Source organism: Pseudomonas sp. 22085, from assembly GCF_052045815.1.
Lineage (GTDB): Bacteria > Pseudomonadota > Gammaproteobacteria > Pseudomonadales > Pseudomonadaceae > Aquipseudomonas > Aquipseudomonas glycinae.
This window is the reverse complement of sequence record NZ_JBQEQA010000001.1, coordinates 443,227-458,105: the sequence shown is the minus strand read 5'-3', so window position 1 is coordinate 458,105 and position 14,879 is coordinate 443,227. Positions and strand designations below refer to the sequence as shown.

General features: G+C 62.3%; 11 protein-coding genes and 2 riboswitches. Of the genes, 7 read left to right on the top strand and 4 right to left on the bottom strand.

Annotated features, from left to right (window positions below):
* Positions 1 to 157: 157 nt before the first annotated feature.
* From ACTJK7_RS01955 to nfuA, 3 genes are all read left to right on the top strand, one after another.
* Positions 158 to 2,452: a fatty acid cis/trans isomerase gene (locus tag ACTJK7_RS01955; RefSeq protein WP_108562232.1), complete on the top strand. Its 2,295-nt coding sequence runs from the start codon at positions 158 to 160 to the stop codon at positions 2,450 to 2,452.
* A 195-nt stretch (positions 2,453 to 2,647) separates the two neighbouring features.
* Positions 2,648 to 3,649, top strand: a complete 1,002-nt coding sequence (locus tag ACTJK7_RS01950) for an acyltransferase family protein (RefSeq protein ID WP_440780136.1) — start codon at positions 2,648 to 2,650, stop codon at positions 3,647 to 3,649.
* A 91-nt stretch (positions 3,650 to 3,740) separates the two neighbouring features.
* Positions 3,741 to 4,325: a Fe-S biogenesis protein NfuA gene (gene nfuA, locus ACTJK7_RS01945; RefSeq protein ID WP_007959519.1), complete on the top strand. Its 585-nt coding sequence runs from the start codon at positions 3,741 to 3,743 to the stop codon at positions 4,323 to 4,325.
* A gap of 124 nt (positions 4,326 to 4,449) precedes the next feature.
* On the opposite strand, the gene cobM is transcribed toward nfuA, so the two are convergent.
* The 4 genes from cobM to ACTJK7_RS01925 all read right to left on the bottom strand — a co-directional run bounded on the left by cobM (position 4,450) and on the right by ACTJK7_RS01925 (position 6,608).
* Positions 4,450 to 5,196, bottom strand: a complete 747-nt coding sequence (gene cobM / locus ACTJK7_RS01940; RefSeq protein WP_064381321.1) for a precorrin-4 C(11)-methyltransferase — start codon at positions 5,194 to 5,196, stop codon at positions 4,450 to 4,452.
* A 91-nt stretch (positions 5,197 to 5,287) separates the two neighbouring features.
* Positions 5,288 to 5,701, bottom strand: coding sequence for a cobalamin biosynthesis protein (locus tag ACTJK7_RS01935; protein ID WP_011334491.1), 414 nt, complete (start codon positions 5,699 to 5,701; stop codon positions 5,288 to 5,290).
* Complete coding sequence (locus ACTJK7_RS01930; RefSeq protein ID WP_108562227.1) at positions 5,698 to 6,399, bottom strand: CbtA family protein; 702 nt, start codon at positions 6,397 to 6,399, stop codon at positions 5,698 to 5,700. Before ACTJK7_RS01930 ends, ACTJK7_RS01935 begins: the two co-directional genes overlap by 4 nt.
* A gap of 11 nt (positions 6,400 to 6,410) precedes the next feature.
* Positions 6,411 to 6,608, bottom strand: a complete 198-nt coding sequence (locus ACTJK7_RS01925) for a CbtB domain-containing protein (RefSeq protein ID WP_064381325.1) — start codon at positions 6,606 to 6,608, stop codon at positions 6,411 to 6,413.
* A 120-nt stretch (positions 6,609 to 6,728) separates the two neighbouring features.
* Positions 6,729 to 6,949: riboswitch (cobalamin riboswitch) on the bottom strand.
* A gap of 941 nt (positions 6,950 to 7,890) precedes the next feature.
* A riboswitch (cobalamin riboswitch) is annotated at positions 7,891 to 8,100 on the top strand.
* Positions 8,101 to 8,199: 99 nt separating this feature from the next.
* Between ACTJK7_RS01925 and cobW the strand changes: the two genes are divergently transcribed.
* The 4 genes from cobW to ACTJK7_RS01905 are packed head-to-tail and all read left to right on the top strand — an operon-like array spanning position 8,200 to position 14,845.
* The gene (gene cobW / locus ACTJK7_RS01920; protein WP_323150766.1) at positions 8,200 to 9,273 is read left to right on the top strand and encodes a cobalamin biosynthesis protein CobW; all 1,074 of its coding nucleotides are present in this window, start codon (positions 8,200 to 8,202) and stop codon (positions 9,271 to 9,273) included.
* 3 nt (positions 9,274 to 9,276) lie between these two features.
* Complete coding sequence (gene cobN / locus ACTJK7_RS01915) at positions 9,277 to 13,158, top strand: cobaltochelatase subunit CobN (protein ID WP_323162327.1); 3,882 nt, start codon at positions 9,277 to 9,279, stop codon at positions 13,156 to 13,158.
* 8 nt (positions 13,159 to 13,166) lie between these two features.
* Positions 13,167 to 14,180 carry an ATP-binding protein gene (locus tag ACTJK7_RS01910; protein ID WP_236196903.1) on the top strand — a complete coding sequence of 338 codons (1,014 nt, stop codon included), beginning with the start codon at positions 13,167 to 13,169 and terminating at the stop codon, positions 14,178 to 14,180.
* Positions 14,093 to 14,845, top strand: coding sequence for a vWA domain-containing protein (locus ACTJK7_RS01905; RefSeq protein ID WP_440779567.1), 753 nt, complete (start codon positions 14,093 to 14,095; stop codon positions 14,843 to 14,845). The genes ACTJK7_RS01910 and ACTJK7_RS01905 overlap by 88 nt, the downstream gene beginning before the upstream one ends.
* Positions 14,846 to 14,879 lie beyond the last annotated feature (34 nt).

Below are 14,879 nucleotides of genomic sequence, written 5' to 3'. Positions count from 1 at the left end.
GGACTACTCGAAAAAGACCATGACGAAGGGGCGGGATCATAACAAACCTGTGCGGTTTTAGAGCATGTGGCGCTTTTGCATGAATATCGCTCATGTTGGTACGGGCGTCATAACGGTAGAATCGCGGCGTTTTTTCTTCAGGATCAGGATCAGGGACATGTCGTACCGCGTCATCAGCATTGCATTGCTGTTTTTTAGCTTTGGCGCGGCGGCGCAGAGTCCCGCTGTTTCTTCTTCTATTTCCTACACCCGAGACATCCAGCCGATCTTCACCGAAAAGTGTGTGGCCTGCCATGCGTGCTACGACTCTGCCTGTCAGTTGAACCTGGGCAGCGGCGAAGGTGCGGCCCGTGGCGCGAGCAAGATGCCGGTCTACGATGGCGAACGCACCCAGGCGGCGCCGACCACCCGGCTGTTCTATGACGCCTTCGGCAAACGGGCCTGGCAGCAGAAAGACTTTTATTCGGTGCTCGACGCCCAAGGTAGTCAGGCCGCTCTGATGGCACGCATGCTGGAGCTGGGACACAAAACGCCGCTGACACCCAACGCCAAACTGCCGGAAGACATCGTGCTGGGCCTCAATCGCGAGAACCTGTGCGCGATGCCTGCGGAGTTCGACGGCTATGCCGGCGCTCATCCGAAAGAGGGCATGCCGCTGGCGGTGACCGGCCTGACCGACCAGCAATACCAGACCCTGCAACGCTGGCTGGCGTCCGGCGCACCGATCGATGAGCAAGGCCTGGCGCCAAGCGCCAAGGAGGCGATGCAGATCGTCCAGTGGGAAAACCTGCTCAACCAGCCTGGCGCGCGGGAAAGTCTGGTCGGGCGCTGGTTGTTCGAACACTGGTTTTTGGCGCACATCTATTTCAAGGACGGCGAGCCGGGGCATTACTTCCAGTGGGTGCGTTCGCGCACGCCGACCGGGCAACCAATCGATCTGATCGCCACCCGTCGCCCGAACGACGATCCGGGCACCCAGGTCTACTATCGCCTGTGGCCGGTGCAGGGCGTGATCGTGCACAAGACCCACATCACTTATCCGCTGAGTGCGGCGAAGATGGCGCGGGTCAAGAGCCTGTTCTACAACGGCCACTGGCAGGTCAACGCCTTGCCGGGCTACGGTCCGCAGAGCCGGGCCAACCCGTTCGCCACCTTCGAGGCGATCCCGGCGCAGGCGCGTTATCAGTTCATGCTGGATAACGCCGAATACTTCGTGCGCACCTTCATTCGCGGCCCTGTGTGCCGTGGGCAGATCGCGACCGACGTGATCCGCGACAACTTCTGGGCGCTGTTCCAGGCGCCGGAACACGACCTGTACATCACCGACCCGAACTATCGCGGCCAGGCCACGCCGTTGCTGGCCATGCCGGGGCAGAACGACGATGTCGGCAGTGTCCTGAGCCTGTGGCACAACTACCGCAACAAGCGAAACCAATACGAAGCCCTGCGCCGTGACAGCTACGCCGACCTGCCGGCACCGAGCTGGTCGACCCTGTGGGCCGGCAACGACAACGCCTTGCTCAGCATCTTCCGTCACTTCGACAGCGCTTCGGTGACCAAGGGCCTGATCGGCGAGGTGCCGCAGACGATGTGGCTGTTCGACTATCCGCTGCTGGAACGCACCTATTACCAGCTGGCGGTGAATTTCGATGTGTTCGGCAACGTCTCCCATCAGGCGCAAACCCGCTTGTATTTCGACCTGATCCGCAACGGCGCCGAGCAGAACTTCCTGCGTCTGATGCCCGCCGATTCCCGCGAGGGCTACCTCGACGATTGGTACCAGAGCAGCGGCCAGTTCAAGATGTGGCTCGATTACGAAGCCATCGACGACGACAAGCCGACCGCGCTGAAACTCGACGAGAAAGACCCGAAACACGATTTCGCCATGCAGTTGCTGGCGCGTTACGGCGATCTCAACGCGCGTCCGGATCCGATCAACCGCTGCGAAGACGCCTATTGCTCGCGCCCGAACATCGACCCGGCCCTGCAAAATGCCGAACAGGCGCTGAGTCGCCTGACTTCGCGCCCGGCGGCGGGGCTGAAAGTGATCGATCAATTGCCGGAAGCGACCATGCTGCGGGTCGAAACCCGTAGCGGCAAGCGCGAGGTCTACAGCCTGCTGCGCAACCGCGCCCACAGCAACGTGGCGTTTCTGCTCGGCGAATCGCTGCGTTATCAGCCGGGGCTGGACACGCTGACGATCTATCCGGGCGTACTCAGCAGCTACCCGAATTTCATGTTCAACATCCCGGCGGATCAGGTGCCGGCGTTTGTCGATGCCATGGAAAACGCCAAGGATGCGCCGCAATTCGAGAAGATCGTCGAACGTTGGGGGATTCGCCGCAGTCATCCGCAGTTCTGGTTCTATTTCCACGACCTGAGCCAGTACATCCACGAGACCGAGCCGGTGGAAGAGGGTGTGCTGGACATGAACCGGTACGAGAATCTTTGATCGTTTGACGCGAGCCTGCTGTCCCAATTCATGACTAGACACAAAGTTCCTGTGGGAGCTGGCTTGCCAGCGATGAGGGCGGTCCATCCGGCATTTAAGTGGCCTGACACTCCGCCATCGCGGGCAAGTCGAGTCGTCGCACCGCCGCTCCCACAGAGTTCAGTGGTGGTTCAGAAAGAGTGACGGGAGTGGGCAATGTTGATTTCAGTGCAGGCCCTGCGAGCGCTCGCCGCGTGGGCGGTGGTCTGCCATCACTTCATGCAGATTTTCTTCGACTTCGAGGCGCGCGGGCCGATCGGGCAGCTGTTCATCGACAAGGGCGCCGTGGGCGTCGATATCTTTTTTGTGATCAGCGGGCTGGTGATTTTCCTGTCCACCGAAGGCAAGGCACTGCCGCCGGCGCGGTTTCTGTTGTATCGACTGTTCCGTATTGTTCCGGCGTATTGGCTCTACACCGTGCTGATGGCGGTGCTGGTGGTATTCGCCCGGCCGCTGCTGCCGGATCAGACGGTGGACTGGAGCCATTTGCTGTTGTCGTTGCTGTTTATCCCGACCGAAAACCCCGGCGGCTACGGGATCTATCCGACTCTGAATGTCGGCTGGACCCTGAATTACGAAATGCTGTTCTACGTGTTGTTTGCCTGGGCACTGTTGTTCCGGCTGCAAGTACGCCTGCTGGTGGTCGCGGCGCTGCTGTTTGCGGTGTGTCAGGCCTGGACCGGATTTGGCTGGGTCAGCCAGTTTTATCGCTCGGACATCGTTTATGAGTTCCTGCTGGGGATCGGCATCGGCATGCTTTACCGTCGCGGCTGGATCGGGCCGGCGCTCTGGCTGCCGTTGCTGGGGATCGGTGCGGCATTAGTGGCGATCTATCATCTGCCGCCGGAACCCCGTTTGCTCAATTGGGGCGTGCCCAGTGCGGTGCTGGTCATGGCCAGTATGGCGCTGGAGCGGCATGTCGAACGCAACAGGCTGCTCAAACTGCTGGGCGACTGTTCCTACTCGGTGTATCTGATGCATGTGCTGGTGCTGTCGGCCGGTGGTTATCTGGCCCGGCGCTACGGAATCAACCCGTATTTGATGTTTATCGTCTGTGCGCTGGCCATTGCTATCGGTTCGTGGCTGAGCTACGAATGGGTGGAAAAACGCAGTTATCAATGGCTTAGGGCACGGATTGACGGCGAACCTGGCGCTTAGCCGATTTGCGAACTATTCCTACGTAAATAGTAGGACTTTGTGCCGCGCGCCGATTGGCGTAAACTCCGCCTCAAGCCTGCGAGGAGTCTCCATGACCGCTATTACCATTACCGACGCCGCCCACGATTACCTGGCCGATCTGCTCTCCAAGCAGAACACCCCGGGCATCGGCATCCGCGTTTTCATCACCCAGCCTGGCACCCAGTACGCCGAAACCTGCATTGCCTACTGCAAGCCGGGCGAAGAGAAACCTGAAGACACGGCGCTGGGGCTGAAAAGCTTCACCGCTTACATCGACTCGTTCAGCGAAGCGTTCCTCGATGATGCCGTCGTCGACTACGCCACCGACCGCATGGGCGGCCAGCTGACCATCAAGGCGCCAAACGCCAAAGTGCCGATGGTCAACGCCGACAGCCCGATCAACGAGCGCATCAACTACTACCTGCAAACCGAAATCAACCCGGGGCTGGCCAGCCACGGCGGTCAGGTCAGCCTGATCGATGTCGTTGAAGACGGCATTGCCGTATTGCAGTTCGGCGGCGGTTGTCAGGGCTGCGGCCAGGCGGACGTGACCCTGAAGGAAGGCATCGAGCGCACCTTGCTCGAGCGCATTCCTGAGCTCAAGGGCGTTCGCGACGTGACCGACCACACGCAGAAAGAAAACGCCTATTACTAAGGTGTTCGCTGCGGCATGAAAAACGGCGCCCCGTGAGCGCCGTTTTTTTATGCGTTGATCGTTCCCACGTCGAGGCGTCGAACCGTCCGCGTGGGAACGCAGCCCGGGACGCTCCGCGTCCCATTCACGGTCGATAAAGGTGCGCATGTCCCGCACGATACAGCGACGACTCACTGAAGTGATCGCTGCCCAACACCCGCCCGACCAGAATCAACGCCGTACGCCGAAAACCCTTGGCCGCCACCTTCTCGGCAATATCTTCCAGCGTCCCCGTCACCCAGTCCTGATCCGGCCATGTCGCCCTATGAATCACCGCGATCGGGCAATCCGCGCCGTAATGCGGCAGCAGCTCGGCCAGGATCTTCTCCAGATGATTGACCCCCAGATGAATCGCCATAGTCGCCCCGTGCTGCGCCAAATTGCCGAGCTCTTCACCGGCAGGCATCGCCGTCTTGTCCGCATAACGGGTCAGGATCACGCTTTGCGAGATGTCCGGCAGGGTCAGTTCGGCGCCCAACAGCGCGGCGCACGCGGCGGTAGCGGTCACACCGGGAATGATCTCGAACGGAATATCCAGCTCGCGCAAATGACGAATCTGCTCGCCAATGGCGCCATACAGACTCGGATCCCCCGAATGTACCCGCGCCACATCCTGGCCCTTGGCGTGGGCGGTCTTGATCAGGTCGATGATCTGTTCCAGGTGCAGTTCGGCGCTGTTGACCACGGTTTCCGCGCAATGACCTTCCAGCACTGCCGTCGGCACCAGCGAACCTGCGTAGATGATCACCGGGCAACGGCGGATCAGCCGCTGGCCTTTGACAGTGATCAATTCCGGGTCGCCGGGGCCGGCGCCGATGAAGTAAACGGTCATCGTTGGGTCCTGTAAAAAAGGGGCAGGGCGGTGCGTCACAAGCGCTTCAGATGAAGAATGCTCATGATCGAAAGCATGGATTATCGGGAATTTACGCCGCGCCGGCCAATGCCAGAGTTGCCTGGGCGTACTTTTGCCGGGATATCAGCAGTTTTGCCGGGCCGCTGATCAACTGTTCGGCGAGCGCCAGCGCGGCACTTTCCGCCACGCCGTAGCAACCGGTGCGTTCGAAGGCGATCTGTGAATGATGACTCAAACGTTGCTGATAACTGGCCAGTTCTTCGCTGCTGAAGTACAGCAACGGCAGCGCCAGTTGGGCGGCGAGTTCCTGCAAACCGGGTTCGTCACGCTTGAGGTCGATGCTGGCGAGCGCCTTGACCTTCTCGAGGTCAATTCGATGGGCCTGTAACGCCTGGTCAAGTAATGCACGCAGCGTGCTGGCCGGGCAGCCGCGCTGGCAGCCCAGGCCGACCACGAAGGTCGGCGCTGCGCTGTCATCGGTCATGCGTGGTACTGACCTTCGCTTTTGCGGCGGAACAACCAGGCGCTGATCAGGCCCAGGGCCAGCCAGAACGCGACGTTGGTCAGCTGCGAAGCGATTTTGAACTGGGCTTCCAGGGCTTCCGGAGCGAGCATCGAATGCACTTCCGGTTGCGGCGCGCCGATCACGTGCGGCACGGCAAGGATCGCCACACCGAGGATTTTCATCAGCCAGTTACGGCTGAACGCTATCAAGGCCAGGCCGACAGCGGTGGAGGCGGCGGTGCCGATCCACCACATCTGACGCGAGGCCAGATCTGCGGCGGCGGTGCCCGGCAGTTCAGGCGGCAGCCCCATGGTCGGGGCGAGCACGAATGTCGCGTAACCGGCCAGACCCCAGAGCAGGCCTTGCGAGGTCTTGGTCGGCGCACGCAGGGTGTACAGACCTGCCAGCATCAGGGCAAAACCCACGGCTACCACCAGATTGCCGCCGGTGGTGGAAGCCACTCGCTGCCAGCCGTCTTCCGGCTCCCAGGCCTCGGCATCGTGGGTGTGGGCGGCGGTGCCGGCGGCGTGTTCGTGAACTTCGGCAACCGGCTCGGCTTTCTCGAAGGTTTCGGCCTGCAGAATCAGCGGCGAAACCCAGAAGCTTTGCAGCAACGTCAGGAGCAGGGCGGCCAGAAGGCCGGTGAAACCTGCGGTCTGCGCAATACGCTTGATCAAGTCGTCAGGTCTCAGTGGCACGGGAACGCGGCGCTGTGGCGGGTATCGTGCGCGGCGTTATGCACCGCTTCGATGTGCGAGAAACCGGCGAAGTACACCAGGCAGGCACCGAGGATCGACGCGCAGGCGGCGGCGGCCAGGCGTTGGCTCAGGGTGGTGGTGCTGGAGATCTTGTCCGAATTGCTGCCGGTGCTGCTGATGATCGACATGGCGCTTCCCTCTGGAGTGTCAGCGGGCGGATAGAGCGCATGAAAACCCCTGCGGCCGGGCGCGCAGAGGTTCGAACAGCGCCCGCCCACCGCGGGTTTGTTATGTTCAGTGGCGATGTCGCGCACTGTGTGTTGCGGGCCGGTCTCCGGGCTCACGAGGGGTGGCTGTCTGCCGACCTGCAAGCGTCACCTTCCCATGCCCGTGGGCACAGTGGATCTGACGCTTCGCTCGCTTACCGTTGCGGGGGCAGCACCGGACTGACATGGCTTTAGAGTAAAGCACATGATTCACCGGTTTCCCGTTTCACCCTGTGAGGGGCACCCGTAACAAGTTGTGTAGGAGACCATGAGGGGGAATTTGAGTCAATTGGGATTGGGATTGGGATTGGGATTGGGGGCAGATCCGTTGCTGCGGTTATGGCTGCTTAGGGTTCCGCCCTTACGGCGGGTCACTTTTTCCAAACGCCGAAAAAGTAACCAAAAAGGCTGCACCCTGACGTACGGCCCTCGCTGTGGCTCGGGTTCCTTCGCTCCGGGATCGATCCGGGGGCATCGCCTACGGTTTGCTTCGCTGCACCTCCTCTCGATGTGTTTGGCTTCGCCAAACGGTCGCTGCGCTCCCACCCCCGGATCAATCCCTCCACTCAGCCTGCCGACGGGCCCTGCGATCAAAAGCGGTACTCGAGCTAACGCTCATCGTTTTGAGTGGGGGGAGCAGGGCGTGTTTGGCTTTGGTTTTGTGGTGGGTTTACCCCTCACCCCAGCCCTCTCCCCTAGGAGAGGGAGCCGATTTTTGTGCTTTTCAAAGTCTGAGTTCAACGCGGTATCGCACGTCGGCGTATCTCTTCCAAACACCCCGATCAGTTCCCTCTCCCTACGGGCGGTCCGACGTTTCGGGAGGGCTAGGGTGAGGGGGCTCTTGATCTGGCCTTTGCTCTGGCTCTGGCTCTGGCTCTAGCTTTTGATCTTTAGCCCCTTCGGCAGGCCTCGCTACGGTGTCCATCAGGGGGTAGGCGCGCAGCGCCGTGCGGCGAAGCCGCATACATCGAGAGGAGGTGCAGCGAAGCAAACCGTAGGCGATGCCCCCTGATGGACACCGTAGCGAGGGAACACTGAGCCTAGGCGAAGTGCCGTACGCCGGGGCAAAAGCCTTTTGCTTACTTTTCGGCGTTTGGAAAAGTGAGTCGCTGTAAGAGCGAAACCATAAGAAGCCGTTACCGCAGCAACGGATATGCCCACAAAACCAAAAAGCACCAACCATTGACCCATCACGAACCCATGCGTAGCCTTGCGCTTTCGAGGTTCTTCGGCCCACGCCGAAGCTAAGAAGGGAACGCGGTCCAAGCCGCGGCTGCCCCCGCAACTGTGAACGGTGCTGTTCGCTGCCACGCCACTGCCAACTCAATCCAGAGCCAGCGGGAAGGCGCAGCGAATACCGGGCCAAGGCCCGAACACCGTCAGCCAGGAGACCTGCCTCGTCACAGATTCTCACTTTCAACCGGGCGGGGTGATCCGGTGGCGAACTCTCCAGGCACGCACCCGCGTTGCCGGTCTCGTCCCGTATGCCCGCCACCTTGCCAAAGGGCATCCGATGAAAACACTGGCCAAACTCCCCGTCACCATCGTCACCGGCTTCCTTGGCTCGGGCAAAACCACCTTGCTGCGGCATATGCTCGACAATGCCCAGGGCCGCCGTATCGCGGTGATCGTCAACGAGTTTGGCGAGTTGGGCATCGACGGTGAAATCCTCAAGCAGTGCACCATCGGCTGCACCGAAGAAGAAGCCACCGGCCGCGTCTACGAACTGGCCAATGGCTGCCTGTGCTGCACGGTGCAGGAAGAGTTCTTCCCGGTGATGCGCGAACTGGTGGCCCGTCGCGGCGACCTCGACCACATCCTGATCGAAACCTCGGGTCTGGCCCTGCCAAAGCCGCTGGTGCAAGCCTTCCAGTGGCCGGAAATCCGCAGCGCGTGCACCGTCGACGCGGTGATCACTGTGGTCGACAGCCCGGCCGTGGCCGCCGGCACTTTCGCCGCGTTCCCGGATCAGGTCGATGCCCAGCGCAAACTCGATCCGAACCTGGATCACGAATCGCCGCTGCACGAACTGTTCGCCGACCAACTGGCCAGCGCCGACCTCGTCATCCTCAACAAGGCCGACCAGACCAGCCCTGAAGACCTTGCGCGGGTCCGTGTGGAAGTCGCCGAAGAGCTGCCGCCTGCGGTGAAAGTCATCGAAGCCAGCAACGGTCGCCTGCCGCTGGACGTGCTGATCGGCCTAGGTGCCGGTTCCGAAGAACACATCGACAGCCGCCACAGCCATCACGATCACCACCACGGTGAAGGCGATGACGATCACGACGACCACGATCACGACGCCTTCGATTCGATCTCCATCGAACTGCCGCAAGCCGACGAAAGCCTGTTGCTCGACGCGCTGACGCAACTGGTGGTTCAGCACGGCATTCTGCGGGTCAAAGGCTTCGCGGCGATTCCGAACAAGCCGATGCGTCTGCTGATCCAGGGCGTGGGTACACGTTTCGACAAGCACTTCGACCGTCAGTGGGGCGCCGATGAGGTGCGCGTGACGCGTCTGGTGTTGATCGGTCAGGAGCTGGACGCAGCCCAGCTCGAAGCGCAACTGCGCGCCGCGCTCAGCGTTTAAGCCATGCACCTGCTCAGGACCCAGCCCGGCGGTTTCGTGTCGGATGACAACATTGCCGACCTTGGACAAACCCCCGCCGAGCTGGTGATCCTGTGCAGCGGCGATTCCAGCCTCGCGCTGCTCGCCGAAGCCGCGCAGCAACTGCCCGACGATTACCCGAGCGTGCGGCTGGCCAACCCGATGCAGGTGCAGAACCATGCGTCGGTCGACCTGTATGTCGATGAAGTGCTGCGCCACGCCAAGGTCATTCTGATTTCGCTGCACGGCGGCATCGCTTATTGGCGTTATGGCGTCGAGCGGCTGGTCGAGTTGTCCGAGCGTGGCATGCAGGTGATTCTGGTGCCGGGCGATGACCGTCCCGACCCGGAGCTCAGCGACCTGAGCACCGTGGGCGCCGAGGATCGCGACCGGCTCTGGCAGTTCCTGCGCCAGGGTGGCCTTGGCAATGCGCTGGACTTTTTCCACTGCCTGGCCAATCGCTGGCTGGCGCGGGATTACGTGTGGGGCGAGCCGCAAACGCTGCCGCGCACGGCGATTTATCACCCGAACAAAAACACCGCCGCACTGAGTGACTGGCAAGCCGACTGGCTGCCCGGTCAACCGGTCGCGGCGGTGTTGTTTTATCGCTCGCATTTGCAAGCGGCGAACACGGCGTTTATCGACGTGTTCTGCCAACGGCTTCAGGTGGCGGGACTCAATCCGCTGCCGATTGCCGTGGCCAGTTTGAAAGAGCCCGGCTGCCTGTCGGTGGTCGAGGACTGGCTGGATGAGGTGGAGGCCTCGGTGATTCTGAACACCACCGGTTTCGCCCAGTCCAGCCCGGAAGCGCCGCATCTGCGGCCGTTTCGTCGCAACATTCCGGTGATCCAGGCGATCTGCGCCCAGGACAACGAGCCCGGTTGGCGCGACAGCGAGCAGGGCCTCGGTCCGCGGGATCTGGCGATGCACATCGCCTTGCCGGAGCTGGACGGCCGGATCATCAGTCGGCCGATCAGCTTCAAGGACCTGGCCTGGCGCAGCGAGCGCAGTCAGTCCGACGTGGTGTGTTATCGGGCCCAGCCCGAGCGCATGGATTTTGTGGCCGAACTGGCGCGCCGCTGGGTTGAGCTGGCGCGGGTGCCGAACGCTGAAAAGCGCATCGCCCTGATCCTCGCCAACTACCCGACCCGGGACGGGCGCATCGGCAACGGCGTCGGCCTCGACACGCCGGCCGCCGCGCTGAATATCCTGCGAGCGTTGCAGGCTGAAGGTTATCCGTTGCCGGCCGAACTGCCGGAAAGCGGCACCGAGCTGATCCAGCAATTGCTCGGCGGCGTCAGCAATGACCTCGACACCCTCGATCAGCGCCCGTGCCAGCAAAGCCTGGCGATGGACGATTACCTGACGATGTTCAATGCGCTGCCAGAAGCCAATCGCGCGGCGGTGCTGGAACGTTGGGGTTCGCCGCAAAACGATCCGATGTGCCGTGACGGGCGAATGATGATCGCTGGTCTGCGTTTCGGCCTGACCTTCGTCGGCATTCAGCCGGCGCGGGGTTATCAGGTCGATCCGAGCGCGGTGTATCACGACCCGGATCTGGTGCCGCCGCACGCGTACCTCGCGTTCTATTTCTGGCTGCGCCAGACCTACGGCGCTCATGGCGTGATCCACGTCGGCAAGCACGGCAACCTCGAATGGCTGCCCGGCAAAGGTGTGGGCCTGTCGGAGAACTGCTGGCCCGACGCATTGCTCGGGCCGCTGCCGAATATCTACCCGTTTATCGTCAACGATCCGGGCGAGGGCGCCCAGGCCAAACGTCGCACCCAAGCGGTGATCATCGACCACTTGATGCCGCCGCTGACCCGCGCTGAAACCTATGGTCCGTTGCGCAATCTGGAACTGTTGGCCGACGAGTATTACGAAGCTCAGTTACTCGATCCGCGCCGCGCCCGTGAGTTGCAGCGCGACATTCTGCAACTGGTGCGTGACACGCAGATCGATCGTGAATTGCAGCTGGATGCCGCACTCGACAGCGACGCCGATGCGGCGATCTGGCTGCCGCGTCTGGACACTTATTTGTGTGACTTGAAGGAATCGCAGATCCGCGATGGCCTGCATATTTTCGGTGAGTCGCCCACCGGACGTTTGCGCATCGATACCTTGCTGGCGTTGCTGCGGATTCCGCGTGGCGATGGCAAAGGGGCACAGTCGAGTCTGTTGCGGGCGCTGGCCAAGGCGTTTCAGTTGGGGTTCGATCCGCTGGATTGTGCACTGGCTGATCCCTGGACTGGCCCGCGTCCCGAAGAGCTGCAGATCGTTAGTGGAGCAGTGTGGCGCACCGCAGGGGATACCCGCGAACGCCTTGAACTGTTCGCCACCCAGCTGATTGAGCAGGCACTCAACCCAAGTCAAGCCTTGCACAATACCTGTGGGAGCGGGCTTGCCCGCGAAGGCGTCGTGTCAGTCAATATCTCTTTCACTGACATACCGCTTTCGTCGGATCGCCGTCCGGGGACAAGCCCGCTCCCACAGGGTCCTCACTGGTCTGAGGTGAGTGCCATTCTTGCTCATCTGCGCGAAGTGATCGCCCCACGCCTCGACGCCTGCGGCCCGGCCGAAATGCGCGGCTTGCTCGACGCGTTGAGCGGCCGATTCGTCCCCGCTGGCCCAAGTGGTGCGCCAAGTCGCGGTCGCCTCGACGTGCTACCTACTGGGCGCAACTTCTATTCGGTGGACGTGCGCAACCTGCCGACCACCACGGCATGGCGCATTGGTTTCCAGTCGGCGACCCTGATCCTCGAGCGACACCTGCAGGATCACGGCGACCATCTGCGTCAGCTCGGCCTTTCTGTGTGGGGCACCGCGACCATGCGCACCGGCGGCGATGACATCGCTCAGGCCATGGCGTTGATGGGCGTGCGTCCGGTCTGGGCCACCGGCAGTCAGCGAGTCGATGATTTCGAGATTCTGCCGTTGAGCCTGCTCGACCGGCCTCGGGTCGATGTAACGCTGCGGGTCTCCGGATTTTTCCGCGATGCGTTCGCCAACCTGATCCGCCTGTTCGACGCCGCCGTACAAGCCGTGGCCGAACTGGACGAGCCGGACGACCTCAACCCACTGGCCGCCAAAGTGCGCGCCGAACGCGAAGCGCTGCGCCAGTCAGGGCTGGATGAGGATGCTGCCCGGCGTCAGGCCGGCTGGCGGATCTTCGGTGCCAAACCCGGCGCTTATGGCGCGGGCGTGCAGGGCGCCATCGACGGACGCCTCTGGCAAACCCGCGAGGATCTGGCCGAGGTCTACCTGAACTGGGGCGCCTACGCTTACGGTGGTTCCGATGAGGGCACCGCCGCCCGCGAGCAATTCGTTCAGCGCCTGAGCCAGGTGCAGGCCGTGCTGCAAAACCAGGATAACCGCGAGCATGACCTGCTCGATTCCAACGACTATTACCAGTTCCAGGGCGGCATGCTTGCTGCCGTGGAAAGCTTGCGTGGCGAGGCGGCGGCCAGTTATCACGGCGATCACAGCCAGCCGGATCTGCCGAAGATCCGCACCTTGAAGGAAGAGCTGAACCGGGTCATCCGCTCCCGGGCGGCGAATCCGAAATGGATCGACGGGGTCAAGCGCCACGGCTATAAAGGCGCGTTCGAACTGGCGGCGACGGTCGACAACCTGTTTGCCTTCGATGCCACCACGCAACTGATCGACGATCACCAATACGCATTGCTGGCCGATGCATATCTGCTGGACCCGGCGACCCGCGAGTTCGTGCGCGAGCATAATCCCCACGCACTGCGCGACATGACCGAACGCATGCTCGAAGCCCAGCAGCGCGGAATGTGGCAGGAACCGGGCGCCTACAAAGAGGCCCTGGAAAACCTGCTGCTGGACATAGAAGAAGAGAGCTGAGACTGAACATGACCGACACCCCGCATTTCCCGCTCTCCGCCGTGGTCGGCGCCGATGATCTGAAACTGGCGCTGTACCTGACGGCCATCGACCCGAAAATCGGCGGCGTGCTGATCGAAGGCCCGCGCGGCATGGCCAAGTCGACGCTCGCCCGGGGGCTGGCGGATCTGTTGGCCAGTGGTCAGTTCGTTACCTTGCCGTTGGGTGCTACTGAAGAGCGATTGGTCGGCACGCTGGATCTGGACGCGGCGTTGAGCGACGGTCGTGCGCAGTTTTCTCCGGGTGTGCTGGCGAAGGCGGACGGCGGCGTGTTGTACGTCGATGAAGTGAATCTGTTGCCGGATCATCTGGTGGACCTTCTGCTCGATGTGGCCGCCAGCGGCACTAACCTGATCGAGCGCGATGGCATTTCCCATCGGCATTCAGCGAAGTTCGTATTGATCGGCACGATGAACCCGGAAGAGGGGGAATTGCGTCCGCAATTGCTGGATCGTTTCGGCCTTAACGTCGCGCTGAGCGGTCATACGGCGCCGGCCGAGCGGGGGCAGATCATTCGTCGTCGGCTGGATTTCGACAGCGATCCGCAGGCGTTCTGTGCGCAGTGGGAGGCTGAGCAGCAAGCTCTGCGCGAGCGCTGCGAGAACGCCCGCAAGGTTTTACCGGGCATCCCGCTGGATGATGCGGCGCTGGCACAGATCACCGAGCGCTGCTTTGCGGCAGGCGTCGACGGTTTGCGCGCCGATCTGGTCTGGCTGCGTGCGGCGCGGGCTCATGCCGCGTGGCGTGGCGCTGAAACCATCGCCGAGCAAGACATTGATGCCGTGGCTGAGTTTGCATTGCGTCATCGTCGTCGCGAGCAGTCTTCATCCCCCGCACAGCCACCGACGCAATCGCCGTCCGGCACTCACGCCGAACCGAGTGAGGGGCAGGGCCAGTGGGGAGAAATGCCGGCACCGGCACTGGCTACCGGCGCACGCCGCGAAGTACCTGTCTGGCCGCCACACCTACAAAAAAAGCCCTAGGCATTCGCCCCCGATCCGACGCGGGGGCGAATGCCAGACCCCGCGCCGGACGCCTCGATAACGGTCGCCAGGGCAAGCGTCACGCGGCTCGCAGCGGCTCGGTGAACTGGCCGGGAACCTTGCTCAACGGTCGCCCGAAAACCAGAGCGGATTTGCTGTTTCAACTGCGCACACGCACGCCCCATGAACTGTGGCTGGTGATCGTCGACGCCTCGGCCTCGACCCGTCGCTATCAAGCCTTGAGCGATGCCAAGGGCGTGCTCGCGCAACTGTTCGACGACGCTTATCGGCAGCGCGCGCGTCTTGCGTTGTTGACCGCGAGCGGCGCGGCGCCGAAATGGCAGGTGCAAGGGCTGAAGGCTTCCAGCGGGTTGCGCGCGTGGCTCGATGGATTGGGCGCGGGAGGCGGCACGCCTCTGTTGGCAGCGCTGACGGAAGCCGGGCATTGGCTGGCGGTGCGGCGCAAGCGTTTTCCCGCCGAACAACAACGGTTGCTGGTGATCACCGATGGTCGTTTGAAAGACTGTCCGCAGCTGCCAGCGCTGGCGTGTCCGGGCCTGTTGATCGATATCGAGCGCGGACCGATTCGGCTGGGTCGCGCGAAACAATTGGCGACAGCACTGGGCGCCGATTACCGGCATATCGACGAGTTGATGTCGGTCTGAGGGCTATGCTGCACTGAGGCCCAATCACAAGGAG

Excerpts from the sequence above, each read along its gene's own strand:
- ACTJK7_RS01955 (WP_108562232.1), top strand. The coding sequence starts at position 158 with ATGTCGTACCGCGTCATCAGCATTGCATTGCTGTTTTTTAGCTTTGGC.
- ACTJK7_RS01950 (WP_440780136.1), top strand. The coding sequence starts at position 2,648 with ATGTTGATTTCAGTGCAGGCCCTGCGAGCGCTCGCCGCGTGGGCGGTG.
- nfuA (WP_007959519.1), top strand. The coding sequence starts at position 3,741 with ATGACCGCTATTACCATTACCGACGCCGCCCACGATTACCTGGCCGAT.
- cobM (WP_064381321.1), bottom strand. The coding sequence starts at position 5,196 with ATGACCGTTTACTTCATCGGCGCCGGCCCCGGCGACCCGGAATTGATC.
- ACTJK7_RS01935 (WP_011334491.1), bottom strand. The coding sequence starts at position 5,701 with ATGACCGATGACAGCGCAGCGCCGACCTTCGTGGTCGGCCTGGGCTGC.
- ACTJK7_RS01925 (WP_064381325.1), bottom strand. The coding sequence starts at position 6,608 with ATGTCGATCATCAGCAGCACCGGCAGCAATTCGGACAAGATCTCCAGC.
- cobW (WP_323150766.1), top strand. The coding sequence starts at position 8,200 with ATGAAAACACTGGCCAAACTCCCCGTCACCATCGTCACCGGCTTCCTT.
- cobN (WP_323162327.1), top strand. The coding sequence starts at position 9,277 with ATGCACCTGCTCAGGACCCAGCCCGGCGGTTTCGTGTCGGATGACAAC.
- ACTJK7_RS01910 (WP_236196903.1), top strand. The coding sequence starts at position 13,167 with ATGACCGACACCCCGCATTTCCCGCTCTCCGCCGTGGTCGGCGCCGAT.